We start from the raw sequence: 19,711 nt of genomic DNA on the forward strand, positions 1-19,711 counted from the left end.
GTTAGTAGAATCCCATTTATACATGCATAGGGGATACTAATACAAAAAAGGGTGTAAGCAACACATAAACGATCTGTTAATACAGTAATAATTAGTTTCTTGTATCGGGAATCGGACATGGACTATATAAACATCCTCCGGCACCTATAACCTATAGGGTACCAAACCACAGTATTGATGTATCAGCTAAAACGGCATTCAAAAGAACGCTAAAGCACCTGAGCATGCTGCTATTTAATCGTTATTTTTATGGCCTTCTTTTTGTCGGTGTTTTTCTTCAAGCACAACAGCGGCCAACCATGTCCTTTTCGGAAATAAAAAACGGGCTGAACAACAAATGGATTTCCTGCATTGCCCAGGACCGTACGGGATTTATTTGGGTAGGAACACAGGACGGCCTACACCGCTACGACGGATACCACTTTGAAGTATTCAGAAATTCTCCCGAGGCACCCGAATCCCTGGCAGCAAATTGGATTCGCGCTATCGTTACCGATGTCAACCATAATTTTTGGATCGGGACCCATGGCGGAGGGCTCACCAAGTTCTCACCAAGAACAATGGACTTTAGGAATTTTGCTATTGACGAACCAAATGAATCTACAGGAAAGATCATTTCTCATACGGTTTTGGCAGGTAAAAACCACATGGTAAGTTCTACGGAAGAAGGGTTTCAACTTTATGATATCAACACCAATTCCAGACGAAATTTGGGTTTAGGGTATTTTAAATCTCCTATAACTGCTTCTGAAAACCTGCTTTGGCTGGCAGAAAACCAAGTTTTATATACCCAAAACTTTAAGTCAAGTAATATTCGGCTTGTCCATACCTTTGAATCAGACATTAATTTATTGGAATACATTCCTGGAATGGGTCTTGTCATTGGCCTGAAAAACGAACTCATTCTTTTCAACAAAGGTCGAATTGAAAAACAGATCCCTATGGCTGAATCCGTAGTCAACATGACCTTAAGTGCAAATGGAGACTATTTCCTAGCTTCCGCTTCCTCCTTATTCAAATTTGATCCCAACTTGTTTCGCCTTCAAAAAATCGATATTGACGTAGACATGACTAAGAGGTCTATTGAAACAATTTTTGTGGACCGGCAAAGCAACCTGTGGATGGGAACCAATAAGGGGTTATATAAAGAAAAAAAGTACAATAAGGCTTTTCTTCGGGATAACATAAATCTTCATGCCCGACGAATTGTAAAGCACAAAGGTTCCCTGTACCTCGGGGGCGGAAATGGTTTGTTCAAAGTTGAAGGGCCCAACATTCGACCTCTAATAACAGATCGCGGTATCACGGCACTATTTGATGGGGGTGACGCTCTTGTGGCAAGCTCCACTATGGAAGAGATTTACAAATTTGTAGATGACAGGCCTTATGGCACATTTGAGATATCAAACACATTTAATAAGAAACTAGTGGTCTACGGCCTAACCAAAGACCATAAGGACAGGTTATGGGTAGGCTCCTGGCGGGGGTTGCATATTATTGACGAGCAGGGGCAGCCGCTTAGGTTCATTTCTTTAAATACGGAGTCCCAGAATGGTGAAGCTAAAATTATTAATGTTCATGTTGATTCGAAGGATAGGCTATGGGTCATTACAGCCGGTTATGGAATTTATATGCTTGAAGATATTTCAAATTTAGACCCTGATACTGCAAACTTGAAAATTGTAAACTACCGAAGTGTCAAGGAAGACTCAAACTCAATAACTTCCAATATTGTCTTGACCATGGAGGAAGATGAAAAAGGTCAGATGTGGTTCGGAACAGAATATGGACTAGTAAGGTACAGAGAGGAGGGCCGCAACTTTCACCGACTGGAATTTCAGGATCGCGTATTTGACAAAAAGGTAATGTCACTTCAGATAGACGCCAACCAAAATCTTTGGATTACCACCATTGGTGATGGGATCTATGTTTACAACGAAGAAATAAAAGCTTTTAGGCATTTTACCACAAACGACGGCCTGATCTCGAACGCCTTTCTTTTTGGATCAGGATTTTATGATGAAACAAGGGAACTAATGTATTTTGGAACAGATGAGGGGGTTCAGCTATTAGATTTATCACGACCTTTTGCTCCCAAAAAACGCTTTACTCCTGTCATAACTGCCATTCATGCAAATGGGAAGAAGACAGGGGAGTTTATTGCGCCTTCCCAAGCTCCTTTTTTGTCCGAGCTTTCCCTTGCTCATTTTCAAAATGATTTTTCCCTACGTTTCTCCGCGATGGATTTTATCGCTCCCGAAAAGATACGTTATGCCTATTCCCTGGATGCCGGCGACTGGAGAATGACCGATTTACAAACCGCCTATTTTACCAATATGGCGTATGGGAACCACGTCTTAAAGGTAAAGGCACTGTATGACGGTAAGGCCCATAATAACCAGATCAAGAGCTTCAAAATCCTTATTGCCCCTCCCTGGTACCTGAGCACTCTAGCCAAAATCTTGTATGCCTTGTTGCTGTGCACCATTGGTATAGGGATTTATTTGTATTTCAAATGGCGCTGGACCATGAAACTGAGCCTTCAATTAACGGAAGAGGAGGCCCAACGCCTAAAAAAGCTGAATGCTTTTAAGTCTAACCTCTATACCGAGATCGCCCATGAATTCAAGACTCCCCTTACCCTGATTTCCGGGCCTATTGACAGTTCGCTATCCGAGGGAAATCTGACCGATATCAACAAAGCCAATTTTTCCATAGTACAACGAAATACCCGTCGTTTAACTTCTCTGGTGGATCAGCTGTTGGAGCTTGCCAAATTGGAGGATGGCAAGCTTAATCTTAAGATTACCCAAGGAGATTTGGGCCTGTTTTTACAAACGGTTTCCCAATCGTTCCGGTTTCAGGCGCAATCAAAGGATATTGCCTATACTACGGATATCGGTAATTTGGACCAGGTCTGGTATGACGAGGACATCATTGAGAAAGTAGTTAGCAACCTGCTCTCGAATGCTTTTAAATATACCCCGCGCAATGGGATGTGTTTTTTTTCGGCCAACAAATATGCAGATTACGTGGTTTTTAGTGTTAAAAACACAGCACTTAATGCCGCTAACTTGCCCTTGGAAAAACTGTTCAATCGGTTCTATCAACATGATACTTATGCGGAAGGTATGGGGGTTGGCCTTTCCTTGGTCAAAGAAATTGTGAAGGTTTATGGCGGTACGATCAAAGTAGCATTGGAGCAAAATGAGCTATTGCATTTTCGTCTAGAGCTACCGGTTAAGCGCGAAGCATTCCCTGATGCATCGATCACGAGACCCAGCAGGTCTCCCAAAACAGCTGAAAACCTTTCAGAGGTTATCCATATAGGGAATCACTGTCCTACTTCCGGACCCAAGGAAGCGCTTCCCCTATTGCTGGTCGTTGAGGATCATGGGGAGATACGTACTTTTATCCGATTGGCACTTCAAAAGCACTATCGAATACTGGAGGCCGAAAACGGAGAGGAAGGTATGGAGCTGGCCATTTCCGCGGTCCCGGATATTATACTTTCCGACATAAGGATGCCGGTGCGCAATGGTATAGAGCTATGCAATGCGGTTAAAAACGATGAACGTACCGGGCATATTCCCATCATTCTGCTCACAGCAAGTGTTGGAGAGGAATTTGAGCTTAAAGGCTTAAGCTCCGGGGCCGATGATTACATCACCAAACCGTTCAAAATAACCGTTTTAAGACAACGTATCGCAAACCTTATTGCCATAAGAAGGAAACTTAGGAGGCAGTATAGCCAGGAGTTCGTTTTAAAACCCAAGGATATTACCGTTACCCCCGGTGATGAAGCATTTCTAAACAGGGTACAGCAGGTACTTGATGAAAATCTGGCCGATCCTGAATTCAACGCTGAGGCTTTCAGCAAAAAGGTTAACATGAGCAGAATGCAGTTGCACAGAAAGTTGTTGGCATATACGGGCTTGTCCACTTCTGCCTTTATACGGTCCCAACGCCTAAGCCAGGCTGTGCAGCTTCTTAATTCATCTGATTTAACCATCAGCGAGGTGGCCTACACCGTTGGCTTCAACACCCCAAGGTATTTTATGAAATGTTTTAAGGAAACCTTCAAAAAAACACCTTCCCAGTATCTTCAATCTACTGTTTGTCAGTAAGTTACTACTCTTGTTACATACGGTGAACGCTTTGTTACATATGGTCATGTCCATGGTTTGAAACTCCAATACATTTGATGTGTTAATTACTAAAACCATGTATTATGAAAACAATGCAAAGCACCAAAAAGTTTTTTAGCCTACTATTTATAGTAAGCGTTTTAATGGCCTGTTCCAAGGACGGAGAAGATGGAACAATAGGCCCACAGGGACCTCAGGGCGATCAAGGACCGGCCGGTCCTGCTGGTGCTCCCGGTGAGCAAGGAACGCAGGGCGAGCAAGGACCTCAAGGTGAACAGGGAGATCCAGGGACGGCCAATGTGATGTATTCCGATTGGGTAGATACCGAATTTGGAAATGCCATAGCGGCTTCGAGTGCATCATTTACCATAGCTGCTCCGGAAATCGATGCAAACATGCTTAATTTTGGAACCGTTCTTGTTTTTGCCAGAAGGCTTGAGGTACTTCCGGGTCCCACCATAGAAATCAGTGTGTATCAACTTCCAATCGTTTTTGGAGCGGGCCGCCAACAATCGTACTTTTTTACTGCTACGAATGACAATGAAATAGTCATAACGGTACATGCCAATGAAGAGGGGGAAAACGTTGGTGATGGATCTTTTCTGGAGCAGTACCGCTACGTGCTTATTCCAGGGGGTGTTTCAACAAATAAATCGTTGTCTGCCGAGGATTATGGGAAAATGTCTTATGAAGAAATTAAGGCACTCTTTGATCTTCAGGATTGATTTTTCCAAACCCTCCATTTGTCTTCATTTGGAGGGTTTGTCCTAAAACTGGAGGATTCACTTACTAAAGTTAAAGGAGGCGAACAAATTTCATTGCTCCTTGTTCAATACGTTTACCGGGTTCACGGTAGCGGTTCTATATGCTTGCTGTCCAATAGTTAGCAGGGCGATTGCCACCGTAAATACAGTGGCCAGGGCAAAAACAAGGAGGGAGGGGTCATTTTTAAAAGAGAACCCGTTCAGCCAGCTTCGCATTAATAGGTAACTCACTGGAACCGCTATACCGTTTGCGATGACAATCAGCTTGAGAAAATCCCAGCTGAGCATCACCGTAAGCTGTTTTTCCGAAGCGCCCATAAGTTTTCTTATGCTCATTTCCCTCGACTTTTGATGGACCAGAAAAGTAGCCAGTCCAAATAGCCCCAAGGCGGCAATTATAATCGACAACACGGTGAAAATCTGTAATATTTTACCAAGCCGTTGATCCGATTCAAAGTGTTCGGCATATCGTTGGTCCAGAAAACTATAGCCAAAGGGAATCTCTGGAAACAAGGCCTTCCAAGAGTCTTCAATTGTTTCTAGGCTTTGGGCCATGTTGGTGGTCTGCAAGCGCAGTTGGATGGAAAAGGCGTTTTGGGCATTTATTTGAATGACCAGCGGGTTTAACCGTTCCTTGAGCGACTCAAAATGGAAATCTCTCAACACACCCAAAACCCTGCTTTTTAGTCCGCCCCTCTGTTCCAGGTACCTGTTCAAAGGGTCGCTGCTCCATTTTGGATCCGCATTGGAAAATTGCCGTATCGCAGCTTCATTGACCAAAACCCCAATAGAATCGGATTGGATGCTGCGATCAAAGTTCCTGCCTTTCACCAGTTTTAACTCGTAGGTGGGTACAAAATCGTGGTCGGCATATATGGTCCAAAGGGCTACGCTTTCCTCTGTGGTCATCCCTTCTGGGATATAGCGAGCAGACCATTGGCCTTCATGGTCCCCAGGATAGGAGGAGGAGGCCGTGACGCCGTGGAACCATTCATATGGGGAGAGGGCAGTTTTGAACAGCTCCATTTTGGTGGGGTCTGAAGCGACTTCCCGGGCACTTCCCAGAATAATGACCTGTTCCTTGTCAAAACCCAGATCCTTATGGATCATGTATTGTACCTGCCTGTAGATAATGCCCGTAGAACTAAGAAGCACAACGGCCAACGCGAATTGTAGGATGACCAGAACCTTCCTGATAAGGCCACTTTTTAGTTTACCCCCAGATCGGGAGCGAAGGATGCTAATGGGTTTGTAGGAGGAGAGGAGAAGTGCGGGATACACCCCGTTCAACACACCTACGAAGAGACCCACTAAAAAAGCCACCGCCATATGGGTGCCGGTAAACAATTCCGGTAGGGTAAAGGAGGTTCCCGCAAAGGTATTGAAAAAGGAATGGGACAAAAGGAATATCAGTATCGCTAGGAGCGTGGCGCACAAGGCCATTAGGGTCGACTCTAAAATAAATTGCAGAAAAAAATCCCTTTTTCTGGAGCCCAGAATTTTTCGAAGGCTCGTCTCCTTTAGGCGCCCTAGGGACTGAGCGGAACTGATGTTGATGAAATTGATGATGGCCATGAACAAGATACCAAAAGCGACCATCAAGAGTATCAGGACCTGTTGATGGTCTCCCCTGGGCTGAAAATCGAATTGGATATTGGACTTCAGATAAATATCCTTCAAGGGCTGGATGGCCGGCGTGTATTTATGGGCCAAGGAGGGACCCCCATGACGAAGAAGAAATGCTTCCATGTCCCGTTCCACTTGCTGCTTATCAACAGCTCCTTGCATCAGAAAATAGGTGTGGGCAAAATGGCTGGTCCAGGAATCAAAGGCCGTGGGACTAAAGAAATTCCTTTTGACCGGTTCAATGGGAATGAGAAAATTAAATTGGAGGTGCGAGTTTTTGGGACAACGCACCACACCCTCCACTTCAAACGTAACATAGGTTCCCCAAAGGTTAACGTCAAGTGTTTTCCCAACGGGGTTCTCATCACCGAAATATTTGGTGGCCATGGCCGGGGTAATGACCATTTTGTCGGGTTGCTTAAGCAATTCCTTTTTGCCACCCTGAAGTACGGGAAAATCAAATATATCCAGAAAGGTGGAGTCCACCCCCACAAAACCGTGTTGTGCCAGTACTTCCGATCCTTTCTTTACAGTTAGTGCAATGGTAATGTTTTGGAAGGAGACCACATTTTCAATGGCGCTGATCTCTTCTTTCATCGCTTGGCCCCAGGTGTAGGGCACTATAGCGGCCACCCGTTCCTTGGTGGCCGAGGTAAGCCGATGGATGCGCTCGGCCTTTTTGTGGAAGCGGTCATAGCTCCTTTCCTGGGAAACGTGTAAAATGACTACAAAAAAGATCAATAGTCCTAGGGTGAGTCCACCCAAATTGATCAGCGTATATCGACCTTGGCCTTTCAGATTTCTCAGGGCGAATTTGAATAGGAGTTTCGTCATGATCTTGCTTTTCACAAGACTAAGGACTTGGGCCCACAATACATAGAACGTATTTTACGATTGGAACAAATTTTACCTTTTTGATCTTTTAAGTTTGCTTTTTTTGTACAAACTGGGCGAAAGCCCGGTATGTTTTTTAAAGATGCGGCTAAAATGGCTTTGGTCCGAAAACCCACATAGGTAGGCAATTTCAGAAAGGGAGTAGGGCGTGCTTTCCATCAAATGGATGGCTCTTTCGATCCGTAGTTTTCGCATGTACTCCCCAAAGGTGAGGTTGTCAAAATATTTGGAGAATTCCCTTGACAGGTAAGAGGGATGTACCTGCAGGTTTTTGGATACGTCCTGCAGCCGTAGGCTAAGATCGGTATCCACCTGGTCCTGGATGATACCCTTGAGTTCCCTTACCCAAGCTGGTGTTTTTTTGGCGGCGGATTTTTGTTTTAGGAATTTCCGGTACACCTCCAATAGCATGTATTCCGTTGGGTTTTGCGTATGTTTTTCACCCTGGAGATGCTTGGCCCAGGAATAGAGGCCGTCATAGAGGACCATCCCCAGCTGCAACAGTTCATGGTCATCCTTGATATTGTAGGAGAGTCCCGCCGTTATGGCCCATAGGCCCGAAGCCTGGCCCGCCATATCGTGTCTGTCGGTATCGGCCGCCCTAACAATGGTAGCTATGGTCAGCAGGGCCGGATTGGTAATTCCGTGTTTTTTTACAAAATAGTCAAAGGTACATTGGTCTTCGTAATGGGTATATTCCACATCGGGGACGTCATAGGGGATGGCCTTCAAGCGCGTGGCTTCGGATTGTACTGCTTCAAAAGGGACGTAGAGAAATTCGGCCTCCCGATCAATAAATCGTTTGATCAACCAAGGGCAGGCCAGGCGATCTATTTTGGGTCGTTCACGCGTTATCCATTTCATTGTAGATCCATATCACTATCCTGTGCAAAGTATAAAATAATGGAGAATTATAATTCATTCCTCCAAAGGAAAACAGTTTCCGGTATTGAACGACCTTGGAATGAAATTTGAGGTATGGGCAATGGCCCTAACTGTCCGAAGGAACGCACTTCGATCGGAACAAATATACCATAAACCTAAGCGCTATTCCATGTTTTCATTAGGCAATATGTTTAAAAATTCCTTGGTTCAAATCGATGATCTGTACCGGAACATAGTTTCCAAACTTCCGACCATAGCACGATTGGAATACTGCAAATCCCTGATCCATAGAACCAATGAAGATCTGTCATGCACCAAATGCAGGAAGAAAAGGAGAAAGCTGAAAAAGCTCCTGAAAGTGGCAAGGAAGGAATTGAAAAAGCTGAGCAGTATCTTCTAGGTTTAGCGCGATTACACCCGTTTTTTCCAAATACCCCATACTCTATAAGGTATTCCACATCCCTTCTTTTTGCAGGATTGGGAAAATTTTGGAATCGATAGGGTTTATCCCGAAGATTGAAAAAGATTATGTGTAACTTTTTCCAATTTTCTGACTATATAGTAGTGAATACCCACTTAAACCTCAATTCAGAAATAATAGGATGATGAAAACCATTTTTAGATCACTTTTGTTTTGTTTCAGTTGCACGCTTTTGACGGGGCAAACCAATCCACGGTATTTTGAACAGATTCCACCGTCGACCACGCCCCAAGTTTTTGCACCTGGTATGATATCCAAACCCGACCAATCGGAGTTTGGCTCTGTTTTTTCAGCAGATGGCTCGGAATTTTTTTATGGGGTAGACATCAATGGAAAAGCGGAAATAAGATACTCAAAAATGGAAAATGGTACTTGGACCCGTCCTGTAATGCTCATTGGGCACGAGACCTATAGTTTTAACGATCCAATGCTTTCTCCGGACGAAAATAGGCTGTACTATATTTCCAATAAGCCCAGGGTTGGAGCACAGATCGGGGATTACGATATATGGTACTCCAAAAAACTTTCCAATGGCTGGTCTGGCCCGATCAATGCCGGCAAGAACATCAACTCCTCAAAAAATGAGTATTATATCTCTTTTACCTCGGATGGAACCATGTATTATTCCTCCAATAAAAATGCCGGGCAGGAACGGGATTATGACTATGATATTTATGCTTCCAAGCAGAAAAATGGTGTGTTTCAAAAGTCGATAAGGCTGGGAAACCAAATAAATAGCACCGATTATGAAGCAGACGTTTTTATAGCGCCGGACGAATCCTATATAATTTTTTGTTCCACCAGAGCGGATGGATACGGGAAAGGAGATCTTTATATTGGTTTTAAACAAGAAAACGGGGAATGGTCAAAAGCGGTAAACCTAAAAGCGCCCATAAATAGCAAAAACCATGAATTATGTCCCTGGGTTACCCAGGATGGGAAATACTTTCTTTATACGAGCAATCAGGATATCTACTGGGTGAGCACCGAAATTTTTGGGAAAGGCAAATGACAAGGATTGCAATTACCATAGGCTTACGCTACCTATCTACAAGGGCTTATGGCCAGATTGGCTCAAAACCTATTTTTACGCTATGTTGAAACAGGACATCTATTTGCCTTTTGCCCTAGGTCTGACTATTTTTCCTTCTTTCATCACAAATTGGACTTTTTCGAGCGTGGTGATATCCTCAAGGGGATTTCCCTTGACCGCAATGATGTCGGCCCACTTTCCCACGCTTATGCTGCCCGTTTGATCTGCAATTCCCAAAAGCTCCGCAGCAACAAGGGTAGCGGATCGAATGGCATCCATTTCTTTCATGCCGGCCTTTACCATTAAGTGAAATTGCTCTGCATTTCGTCCGTGTTCAAAAATAGAGGCATCGGTTCCAAAGGCCAGCTTCACGCCTTGGCGATAGGCCATACCAAATTTATCTTCGTAGTTTTTGTACACTTCCTCATTGCTTTCATCTATCGCTTTATCGCTGATATCCTCTTTATCTTCAATCAGGCTCACATAAGCGGCCAACAAATCCATCACTAAAAAAACACCCTTGCTTTTCATCAGATCAATGGACGCTTGATCAAGAAATGTTCCGTGTTCGATGGAATGGACCCCTGCTTTTATAGCGTTCTTTATGCCCTCCGCACCATGGGCATGTGCGGCGATTTTTAATCCCCTTTTTTTTGCTTCCTCCACAGCGGCCCGCATTTCTTCAATGGTAAATGAGGCTGCGCCAGGGATAGAGTTGGATGTCCCGAAACCTCCGGTGGCGTTGATTTTAATTAGATCAACCCTGTGTTTGATCAGCGTCCTGGTTCTTTTTCGTACGGCTACCTCACCGTCCACGGGATATCCCGGATTTGGTTCCAATCGAAGCTGGGGTGCCATCCAATTGGCCCAAGCACCGTGGCCACCGGTCATGGTCAGGGCTTTCCCGCTTACATACATTCTGGGTCCTGGTATCCATTCCTTATTGATGGCGTCCCTTAGGGCCACATCGCTATAAAAATAACCGCCTACATCACGAACTGTGGTAAAGCCTGCCTCAAGCGTCTTTTTGGCGTAAATGGCACCCAAGATGCCGTAGGAGGCAACGGGCAATTCATACACATCCATGGATTTGTCGAAAAAGGGATTCGTTAAGTGGGTATGGCAATCCATCAAGCCCGGAAGCACGGTGTATTCCGATAGATCGATAATTTGGGAATAGTTGTCCTTTTCCGAAGCCTTGTCCAACTTCACAATCGTACCGTTTTCAATGACGATAAGAACATCCTTGTTCATTTTTCCTTCGGCCACATCCAGTACCGCACCGGCCCATATCACCTTTTTCGAGGCTGTTTCCGAGGTTTGGGAAAAGTGTTGCGGGGAATATAGCAGAAGGAAAATCAGAAGCGCGCGTCGCATGGGATTTGTTTTAGTGGTCGGCAAAGGAAAATGTGTTCAAATCCCTTAAAATTAGTGAATTAACCTGTGATTTTTCTTAGATGATTTACGGATGGACGCTAAAGCTGTGTGGATGGTTTTTTGACAAGCTAAAATGCCCCCTGCCGAGGGCATTTTTACCTATAAAAGAAATCGTCCAAAAGAGCTGCGCTTTTAGTCATGGAACTCGGGTCCGAACGTAGGATACTCCTCAAACCTGGAGTAAAAGAAGTCCAAGCCTTCAAAATCCCAAAGGAAAAGCACGGAATGGCAGGTATAAACCAGGGTCGCACTGCGTGGCATGCGATAGGAGCCCTGCCAATTGGGCAAATCCAAGTTTATTCGCGTAGCACCGGGTGTAAAGTCGTGCGTGCCCACCGGGGTATCATTAGGGGCCCCGTATACTTCAAAGGAATATTCATAACCAATTTCACCCGTGCAAAAGTTGGTTAGGCTCGGGAAATACTGTTTTTTGTCTTCCTGGCCCTGGACATTGAAAAAGCCATTATCGAACACCCACATAAATTCCTCATTGCGAATCACGTAGTCGTCCACTTCGAGCTCTACCCATACATAACCCGGCTGTGTGGTTCCCTCACGGCAAAAGGGACTGTCCGCGGCCGTACCGCTGATATTTCCATTGACACAGCAACCCCAACCCAGGGGGTTGATTTTTTGCTTGCGGTTGGGTGCCCAAATAAGGATTTCCCCATTGAACTCCAGATGGGAGAAGTCCCATTTCCAGCGTGGTGGGGTTTCCAATCCTTCAAAGGTCTGGGTAATGGAATTGCAAATTGGTCCGTTTCCTGTCTGATCATCTACGGGTTCTTCAACGGTCAGGGTAAGCGGAAACTCATCCAATGGATTGCCGGAGCCGTCATGAGGCTGAATCGTAATTTCTGTGGTGAAGGGGTAGTGGGTCATTTCGTCTTCGGGCAAATCCAAATCCAATATCAAGGAGGAGATCGTATCGTTCTCTTTTTCTCCATCAGCGGTCTCGGCCGGCACATCGAAATAGTAGGATGAACCGCCCACATAGATGTTGAACCCGGCAATATGCTGTGCAGGGTCGTGTTTTACACGTATCCTATTTCCAAATGGATATCCCTTGATCAGGTAGAGCGTATCCCTTACGTCTATTTTTAATTGGCTATCCGTGGCGGTAGGCAGTTCCCCAGTCACCTCTACGGCATCTTTCAACACCAAATAGGCCGACAGGGCGTCTGCACTTATTCCATTTGTGGTATCGGGTACCGAGTCTTTGGGCTCTTCCTCTTCAGGATTTTCCTGCCCGTTCGGGTTTTCCTGTTGTTGTGGATTCTCTATAGGTGGTTCAAGTTCTTTTTCGCAGGCTATACTCATAAGTGCCATACCGCCCAAAACAAACAGTAGGCAAAGGCTTCTTTTCAACATTTGTGATAGCGGTTCCATTTTTTCTTTTCTGTACATCGTTTTAAATTTTAATTTGTTTTTATCGATTTCGGGGGAACTGGCCATAGGCCATGTTTTAGATTCATTCGCAATCGGCGCCTTCCTATTTGCAGACAACCCCGGCATCAATTTCAATGGTGGTCCCATGGTTTGCAAGGTCACAGACCGCCTTTGGGATGCTGGCCAAAGAGTTGTTTTCCAAATTGAGGCGGTTAAGGCCAGTCAGATTGCCCAACTCTCTAGGGATTTCTTTAAGGAGGTTGGTGCTTAAATTCAGAAAACCAAGCGCGTCCAAGTCGCCCAGGGAAGCCGGTATTTCTATAAGTACATTTTTGTCGAGCCTCAAATCAAAAAGATTTGGCAGATTCCCGAGAGCCGAAGGAACGGTTTCAAGGACATTTTCGGATAGCCAGAGGTACTGCAGCTGTTGTAAGTTGCCCAATTCGGGCGGGATTGTGTTCAGGGCATTCTCCCTGGCATATAGTTCCCCCAGTTGCTTGAGGTTGCCCAATTGGGAGGGAAGGTCTGTGAGATCGTTGCGTTCAATATTCAAGCTGGTCAGATTGGAAAGATTTCCAATTTCGGAAGGCAGCTGTGTGATGGCGTTGTCCCCAAGTGATAGGTGGTCAAGCGCTGAGAGGCTCCCTATTTGCGGAGGCAGGTCGGTCAACAAATTTTCGGAAACGACAAGGCGTTTCAGACTTTGCAACATAGCGATCTCTGACGGAAGTTGGGTAAGGTAGTTAAATCGCAGGCCCAGGTAGGTAAGCGAGCTAAGATTTCCTATCTCGGGCGGGAGATGGCTTATTTGCTCGTCGTACAGCTCCAACTCCTGCACGGTGCCGTCCAGGTGCAGGGTAACATCGCTCCAACTTTGCATGCTGGTGTCGGTAAGGTCCCATTCCAAGGTATTTCCCGGATTGGCGTGGTAAAGCGCTACCAGTCCCCGATAATTGTAACCGATTAGATCGCAGCCTACCTGTGCATCTGTGGTAATCTCCGTACCTATCTCCGCCAGCTTGCATACCTCCTGGGGCAACTGTGATAGGTTGTTGTTTTCCAGATAGAGGTATTCCAGCTTGATCAAGCGACCGTATTCCCATGGAATTTCGGTCAGTCGGTTATCATCGAGGCTTAGACTGTTCAATGCATTCAGACTTCCAATGGCGGCAGGAACGCTGTCCAGTAAATTTTGGGCCAGGTCCAGTACCTGAAGGGCGGTCATTTTTTCCATGCCCTGGGGCAGTTGCGCCAACGAATTGTTATGGGCGATCAAGGTGGCCAATTGGTCCAGTTTGGTCAATTGCTCCGGAAAGGCGTCCAGGAGGTTACTGCCCAGATGCAGATAGGAGAGCTTGGTCAGCTTGCCCAGCTCTACAGGGAGAGCGGTTAGGGCATTGTCCTCTAGGTTAAGGGAGGTCAAATCGTCCAAATTGCCCAGTTCAGCGGGCAATTCTGGGATGTCATTGCTACTCATGGACAATCGTGTAAGCCTATCAAGATCCCCAATTTGGGGAGGGATGATTGTAAGGGTCTTACCGTTGAGGTCCAGTTCCGTAACCCGATTGTTTTGTTGGGTAACCCCGCTCCAGTTTTGCATACCCTTGTCATCCATATCCCAACCCAGCGTATTGTTGGGGTTGGCATCATACAGGGCCTTGAGCGTTTTATAGTCTTCGGCCTCCAAGATAGAATCCGTGTTCTCTGGGTTTTGGTTTTGTGGTTCTGGAGGTGGACCATCATCCTTGCTACAGGAGACCATGAGCAGGGAGCTTATGATGAAAATGATGGCCATGGCAAAGAAAAATCGCGATAAAAATAAAAGGGACTTACACATAGGATTTCAGATTTTGATTAAACATTCTGTTATGGATTAGTGATGTAGGGAGATATCCGAAATGGGTAAAGGACATCCATCAAAACATCAGAGGGGGAAGTTTTGAGCTAAGCTAGGGAGCGCGTACGAGCGCCACCAGTACCACTAAATAATCGGAGGGGTTGAATGTGTGTAAGGAGCAAATTGGGATGTTAACGGGTGGTCTTTTAGGCCTCCAGCCAGGAAAAGAGCCTAAAACTAAATCGTTTCGAACATGCTCAGAAAAGCGTCTTTTCTCCGCCTGGAAATATCTACATGATGGTCGTCGGTAAGAATCACATATCCACCATCGCCCTTAATATATTTACGGGCATGCTGCATGTTGACCAAGTAGGACTTATGAACCCTGCAAAAACCGGAGTTTGATAGCAGGTTATCAAAATCCTTGAGGTTCTTGGAAACGACTTCTTTTTTCTTCAATACCATGTGTAGCGTAGTATAGTTTCCTTCAGCACTGCAGTAGATAATATCGTTGGTATTATAAAAATCAATACCCTCAAAAGTAGGAATGGCCAGTTTTTCAATTTTTCCAGAGGTATACTGAATGTTGTTCAACACCGATTGATAGCGGTGCACACTGCTCCCTGCCTCTATTTGATTCTTGGCCTTCTGGACCGCCCCGACCAATTCATCAACATCCAGGGGCTTCAGCAAAAAATCCAGGGCACTGAACTTGATCGCCTTGATCGCATAGCGATCATATGACGTAACAAAAATGACCTGGAAATCGATGGGGGCTAGTTGCTTTAATACGTCAAATCCGGACATATGGGGCATTTGCACGTCCAGAAATACCAGATCTGGATTGTGATTGTTGATGGCTTCAAGAGCTTCTTCCGGGCTTGAGCATGTGGATATGATATCGATTTCGGGGCAATATTCGATCAAAGCCTGCTCCAGCGATTCGCGGCCGTCCTGTTCGTCATCTACAATAATGGTCTTGATCATGTTTGTATTATGAAATGGGTATGCTTACTTCCACCCGAGTCCCTAAAGCGGTTCCGGTCGGGTCCTTCAAATCTGTAATGCGAACGAGTTGCTTTTGTAATTCCTTGCTCAACAATCGCAATCGGTCTTCCGTAATCTTTACGCCTAGGGACTTGCGCTTTAGAATCGATTTCTCTTGTAATTCAAAAGCCTTTTGCCTTCCTACCCCATTGTCCTCGATAAGACATAGGAGTTGCTCTTTTTCCTTGCGGATTGCAATGGAAATTTTTCCATCAGTGGCCACTTTTTTATGTCTAAGGCCATGCCAAATAGCGTTTTCAACAAAGGGTTGTAATACCATGGAAGGCAAATAGGTGTTTTCAAGATCAATGCTATCCTGAATATCCATTTTAAAGTTGACATCCTCCTTAAACCGGAGCGCTTCCAATTGGATATAGGCTTTCAAGGTCGCCAATTCGTCCTTGAGGGAGACCTCGGTATCTTCGGCGTTCTCCAGTATAGATCGAATTAGCTTGCTGAACATGGTGAGGTACTTTGAAGCGTTTTGGTTCTTACCGTTCTTGATCATTTGATTAATGGAATTCATACAATTGAAAATGAAGTGTGGGTTGATCTGGGCCTGAAGCGCCTTCATTTCGAGCTCGGAGAGTTGTCGTCGAAAATTCACCTCTTTGATTTCCTGGTCTTTGGCTGCGATTGTCCTTTGATTCTTTAGTCGTTGGCGAAAGGTGTACCATAAGAGGCTAGCAAGTAGGACCGTTAATATCGCACCCCCGATAAACACATTCTTCAGGGTGGCTTGTCGCTGGATTTCTTTTTCCTGCAGTTGTTTCTCCTGCGCCAAAAGGGTGATCCGTTGGTCTTTTTTTTCGGTTTCATATTTCACCTGCAGTTCCTGGAATTGTTTGTTGACATCTGCATTCAAAATACTGTCCTTCGCTTCCTCATATAGGGTTCGGTAGTGATAGGCCTCTTTGTAATTGTGCTCCGATAGGCTGAGGTCTGCAAGCATCTTATAGAGGTCCCTGATCAGCGGTTTGGAAGGTATTTCCCGGGCCAGTACCAGACCTTTGGCCAAATATTGGCGGGATCGCGAATGATTTCCCAATTGAAGGTACGTATTCCCGACATCCGCGAGACTCAAGGCAAGGTCTGCTTTTCTAGGGAGCTTTTCCCTCACCTGAAGCGCCTGCAGATGATATTCCAAAGCCTTCCCCGGGTTCCCCAGCTGGATTTCCAAATTTCCCAAATTAGCCAATTGATACCCCATTTCACGTTCATACTTCTGTTCCCGTGTAATGTTCAAGAGCTTTAAAAAATGGCTTTTGGCAGTATCGTATTCCCCAATTTCCATATATACCGTCCCAAGACCGTTGAGAGAGGTCAGCATTCTTTTGGAACTACCCACACTATCCAGAATCCGAAGGGCCTTTTGGTAATTGGAGATGGCCTGGTCGTATTGTTTTAGGAGCCGATTTAGCAATCCAATGCTCGTTAAGGTACTGGCCAGGGAGATCGGATTGCCCTCCATTTCACTTATGTCCAGGACGCGTAAATAATAGGACAGGCTTTTTTCATAGTTCCCTGAACTTCGGTGAATGGCCGCCAGATCAAATAACCCATCGGCCACACGGGTAGAATCACCTATAGTGGTATAATATTGGAGGGCAGAGTCTATATGGTGTATGGCCTGTTGGTAGTTCCCCAACCGCTTATCCAAATTCCCGTACCGCAAATGTGCATAGGCCACACCTTTATGGAAATCCAATGCCTTTGAAAGGACCATGGAGCTGTCTATATGTTTTTTTTCGATTTCGGTGTCGATGCTGTACCGTGCGTAGTACCAAACCAATAACCCATAGGTTTTGGCTTTAAGGGTATCGGACGGCATATTTTTAAGCACATTTTGAAGACTGTCCACTTTGTTACCCGCCTGTGCCAGGGATGATAGGCATACCATCAGGAGCCAAAAAAGGGGAAACAACTTGAAATTCGGGGTTTTCATGGTCTTGGGATTGGATAGTCCATCTAAATCAGCCTTATCGAGGGAATTTCAGAAAAGGCACATACAATTTAATCATTTAAGCCCTGATGGTGAAGGGATTATGTGCGACTTGCATCTTTTATTGTATAATCGGGTTCCATCATAACTCCAACTATCCTTAAAGATTTCCATACCGTGCCCATACTGCCTACCTGATATCGGACACCTTGAAGGGATAGGGAACCGGCAGCAAGGAAATTAAGCTGTTTTGGATAAAAATGCCCGATTGTATTCTCGGCAAATAGATATTGACTAAACCAAGGCCCGGGATGGAAACCGAAAATGATGAAAGTCATTTCATATGCCCGCTTCGGATTTTAAATTGGCACAAATACCATAGGACGTATAAAAGAGAAGGTGGATAAGGGCCATTGGGCATTTGTGAAAACAACCTTCGCGTTTATGAATCAACGCTCAACCAGTCAAACTATAAAACCAATATCCGATGAAGTTGCAGGAACATTATAAACAAGAAGCACATGGCACCAACGGTTTCTTTAAAGCCTTTGAAAAATATCTTGCAGAGTTTGTGTATGGGGGAATAGATGGTTGCGTTACAACCTTTGCCGTTGTGGCAGGTTCTGTTGGGGCCGGACTGGATAGCGCTATTATTTTGATTCTTGGCTTTGCAAATTTACTGGCGGATGGTTTCGCCATGTCCGTAGGGGCCTACCTGTCAACAAAATCTGATAAAGACAACTACAATAAACACAAGCAAACGGAATATTGGGAAATTGAACATATGCCAGATGCCGAAAAGGAGGAAATCAAGGAAATTTATAGGGCAAAGGGTTTTAAAGACAAACTTTTGGAGGAAATAGTGGGTGTAATCACCAGTGACAAAAAAGTTTGGGTCAATGATATGATGCGGGAGGAATTAGGCATGATGGAAATAGATAAATCCCCACTGTGGATCGGTGGGATTACCTATTTGTCGTTCCTTTCGATTGGCTTGATTCCCTTATTGATTTATGTCATTGATTATACACACCCGCTCGAACAAAATCTCTTTTTCATCGCATCCGTGTTAACCGCGATGGGTTTCATCATTATAGGCTGGTTAAAGACCTATGTGAATCAAACATCGGTTTTAAAGGGAGTACTGGAAACATTGCTTCTGGGGGGTATAGCTGCCTTCGTTGCCTATTTTGTAGGGGATTGGCTGGAACATTTGTTGTCCAGGTAAAATCCCAATCCAAAGCAAGAGGTGACCATGTAGAAAGGGGATTTGGAAAATGGGACTGGGATATAGGTGAAAAGGGGATGTCCGAAATAGGATAAATCCTTATTCGGTGACCTAAATGGAGCATTCGTCCACATAACATTTTATAGGCGACTATGGAAAAACAGGATTTTAAGGTGACCAAGACCTCAGGGGAAAAGGCAAGCTTCTCCCTGAACAAGCTGCGCAATTCCCTAAAACACAGTGGGGCGGACGAAAAATTGATCAACCAGATACTCGACAGTGTTCGCGATGAACTATATCAGGGCATTTCCACAAGGGAAATCCACAATCGGGCCTTTGCCATGTTAAAGCGGAAGAAATCGATTTTTGCTTCCAAGTATAAATTGAAAAAGGCGATTTATGAACTCGGTCCAACAGGTTTTCCATTCGAGCGGTTTGTAGCGGCCATATTGGACCATTCAGGGTACAGCACAAAAGTGGGTACTGTCATGCAGGGTATCTGCGTAACCCATGAAATAGATGTGGTCGCGGAAAAAAATGGGGAGATAACCATTGTGGAGTGTAAATTCCACGGGGAGGAAGGGCGCAATTGTAACGTAAAGGTACCGCTGTATATTAAATCCCGCTATGTAGATGTAAAGACCCATTGGAACAACAAAAAGGGTAGAAACAATATCTTGAATGTTGGCTGGGTAGTTACCAATACCCGATTTACAAAGGATGCCATTGCATATGGCAATTGTGCCGGACTGTATTTGCTAAGCTGGGACTATCCCAAGGACAATGGGTTAAAGGATCGAATAGATCGACTTGGATTATACCCGATTACGGTATCCACTTTGCTCACCAACCGGGAAAAACAGTTTTTGTTGGCTCGGGATGTTGTGCTCTGCAGGCAATTGATCAAAGATCAATTTTTCCTGGACCATTTAGGAATTTCAGATATGCGAAAAGAAAAAATCCGCAGCGAGATAGGATTGCTCTGTAGGTAATAATGCCG

General features: G+C 44.9%; 13 protein-coding genes. 6 read left to right on the top strand and 7 right to left on the bottom strand.

Annotated elements, in window-relative coordinates; all coding sequences use genetic code 11:
* The first annotated feature begins 224 nt into the window (after nt 1-224).
* Nucleotides 225-4,127, top strand: a complete 3,903-nt coding sequence (locus tag ACRD67_RS02120) for a response regulator (protein WP_430965381.1) — start codon at nt 225-227, stop codon at nt 4,125-4,127.
* A 104-nt stretch (nt 4,128-4,231) separates the two neighbouring features.
* Nucleotides 4,232-4,873: a hypothetical protein gene (locus ACRD67_RS02125; protein WP_430965382.1), complete on the top strand. Its 642-nt coding sequence runs from the start codon at nt 4,232-4,234 to the stop codon at nt 4,871-4,873.
* A 90-nt stretch (nt 4,874-4,963) separates the two neighbouring features.
* Here the strand turns inward: ACRD67_RS02125 and ACRD67_RS02130 are convergent, their stop codons facing one another.
* Both ACRD67_RS02130 and ACRD67_RS02135 read right to left on the bottom strand, forming a co-directional pair.
* A complete protein-coding gene (locus ACRD67_RS02130) occupies nt 4,964-7,372 on the bottom strand; it encodes an FtsX-like permease family protein (protein WP_430965383.1) in 2,409 nt (802 codons plus the stop codon).
* Between the two features lie 72 nt (nt 7,373-7,444).
* Nucleotides 7,445-8,296, bottom strand: coding sequence for a chromate resistance protein ChrB domain-containing protein (locus ACRD67_RS02135; protein ID WP_430965384.1), 852 nt, complete (start codon nt 8,294-8,296; stop codon nt 7,445-7,447).
* 100 nt (nt 8,297-8,396) lie between these two features.
* On the opposite strand from ACRD67_RS02135, the gene ACRD67_RS02140 reads away from it, so the two are divergent.
* Entirely contained in the window at nt 8,397-8,717 is a 321-nt protein-coding gene (locus tag ACRD67_RS02140) for a hypothetical protein (RefSeq protein WP_430965385.1), read from the top strand.
* A gap of 202 nt (nt 8,718-8,919) precedes the next feature.
* Nucleotides 8,920-9,810 (top strand): TolB family protein, encoded by an 891-nt coding sequence (locus tag ACRD67_RS02145; protein ID WP_430965386.1) that lies wholly within the window; start codon nt 8,920-8,922, stop codon nt 9,808-9,810.
* 99 nt (nt 9,811-9,909) lie between these two features.
* Here ACRD67_RS02145 and ACRD67_RS02150 read toward each other — a convergent pair whose 3' ends face one another.
* The 5 genes from ACRD67_RS02150 to ACRD67_RS02170 form a co-directional block, all read right to left on the bottom strand.
* Entirely contained in the window at nt 9,910-11,208 is a 1,299-nt protein-coding gene (locus ACRD67_RS02150) for a metal-dependent hydrolase family protein (protein WP_430965387.1), read from the bottom strand.
* A gap of 192 nt (nt 11,209-11,400) precedes the next feature.
* Complete coding sequence (locus ACRD67_RS02155; protein ID WP_430965388.1) at nt 11,401-12,675, bottom strand: hypothetical protein; 1,275 nt, start codon at nt 12,673-12,675, stop codon at nt 11,401-11,403.
* A gap of 85 nt (nt 12,676-12,760) precedes the next feature.
* Nucleotides 12,761-14,494: a leucine-rich repeat domain-containing protein gene (locus ACRD67_RS02160; protein WP_430965389.1), complete on the bottom strand. Its 1,734-nt coding sequence runs from the start codon at nt 14,492-14,494 to the stop codon at nt 12,761-12,763.
* Nucleotides 14,495-14,731: 237 nt separating this feature from the next.
* Nucleotides 14,732-15,481, bottom strand: coding sequence for a LytR/AlgR family response regulator transcription factor (locus ACRD67_RS02165; protein WP_430965390.1), 750 nt, complete (start codon nt 15,479-15,481; stop codon nt 14,732-14,734).
* Nucleotides 15,482-15,488: 7 nt separating this feature from the next.
* Nucleotides 15,489-17,486, bottom strand: a complete 1,998-nt coding sequence (locus tag ACRD67_RS02170; RefSeq protein WP_430965391.1) for a tetratricopeptide repeat-containing sensor histidine kinase — start codon at nt 17,484-17,486, stop codon at nt 15,489-15,491.
* 484 nt (nt 17,487-17,970) lie between these two features.
* On the opposite strand from ACRD67_RS02170, the gene ACRD67_RS02175 reads away from it, so the two are divergent.
* Nucleotides 17,971-18,711 carry a VIT1/CCC1 transporter family protein gene (locus ACRD67_RS02175; protein WP_430965392.1) on the top strand — a complete coding sequence of 247 codons (741 nt, stop codon included), beginning with the start codon at nt 17,971-17,973 and terminating at the stop codon, nt 18,709-18,711.
* A 152-nt stretch (nt 18,712-18,863) separates the two neighbouring features.
* Nucleotides 18,864-19,703, top strand: a complete 840-nt coding sequence (locus ACRD67_RS02180; RefSeq protein WP_430965393.1) for an ATP cone domain-containing protein — start codon at nt 18,864-18,866, stop codon at nt 19,701-19,703.
* Nucleotides 19,704-19,711 lie beyond the last annotated feature (8 nt).

Origin of the sequence: Eudoraea algarum, assembly GCF_050589645.1 — a bacterium.
Classification (GTDB): domain Bacteria; phylum Bacteroidota; class Bacteroidia; order Flavobacteriales; family Flavobacteriaceae; genus JBNGOQ01.

What these genes read in the sequence shown, in the direction of transcription:
- ACRD67_RS02150 (WP_430965387.1), bottom strand. Translation starts at nt 11,208, where the DNA reads ATGCGACGCGCGCTTCTGATTTTCCTTCTGCTATATTCCCCGCAACAC.
- ACRD67_RS02180 (WP_430965393.1), top strand. Translation starts at nt 18,864, where the DNA reads ATGGAAAAACAGGATTTTAAGGTGACCAAGACCTCAGGGGAAAAGGCA.
- ACRD67_RS02165 (WP_430965390.1), bottom strand. Translation starts at nt 15,481, where the DNA reads ATGATCAAGACCATTATTGTAGATGACGAACAGGACGGCCGCGAATCG.
- ACRD67_RS02160 (WP_430965389.1), bottom strand. Translation starts at nt 14,494, where the DNA reads ATGTGTAAGTCCCTTTTATTTTTATCGCGATTTTTCTTTGCCATGGCC.
- ACRD67_RS02130 (WP_430965383.1), bottom strand. Translation starts at nt 7,372, where the DNA reads ATGACGAAACTCCTATTCAAATTCGCCCTGAGAAATCTGAAAGGCCAA.
- ACRD67_RS02145 (WP_430965386.1), top strand. Translation starts at nt 8,920, where the DNA reads ATGATGAAAACCATTTTTAGATCACTTTTGTTTTGTTTCAGTTGCACG.
- ACRD67_RS02140 (WP_430965385.1), top strand. Translation starts at nt 8,397, where the DNA reads ATGAAATTTGAGGTATGGGCAATGGCCCTAACTGTCCGAAGGAACGCA.
- ACRD67_RS02170 (WP_430965391.1), bottom strand. Translation starts at nt 17,486, where the DNA reads ATGAAAACCCCGAATTTCAAGTTGTTTCCCCTTTTTTGGCTCCTGATG.
- ACRD67_RS02135 (WP_430965384.1), bottom strand. Translation starts at nt 8,296, where the DNA reads ATGAAATGGATAACGCGTGAACGACCCAAAATAGATCGCCTGGCCTGC.
- ACRD67_RS02175 (WP_430965392.1), top strand. Translation starts at nt 17,971, where the DNA reads ATGAAGTTGCAGGAACATTATAAACAAGAAGCACATGGCACCAACGGT.
- ACRD67_RS02125 (WP_430965382.1), top strand. Translation starts at nt 4,232, where the DNA reads ATGAAAACAATGCAAAGCACCAAAAAGTTTTTTAGCCTACTATTTATA.
- ACRD67_RS02120 (WP_430965381.1), top strand. Translation starts at nt 225, where the DNA reads ATGCTGCTATTTAATCGTTATTTTTATGGCCTTCTTTTTGTCGGTGTT.
- ACRD67_RS02155 (WP_430965388.1), bottom strand. Translation starts at nt 12,675, where the DNA reads ATGTACAGAAAAGAAAAAATGGAACCGCTATCACAAATGTTGAAAAGA.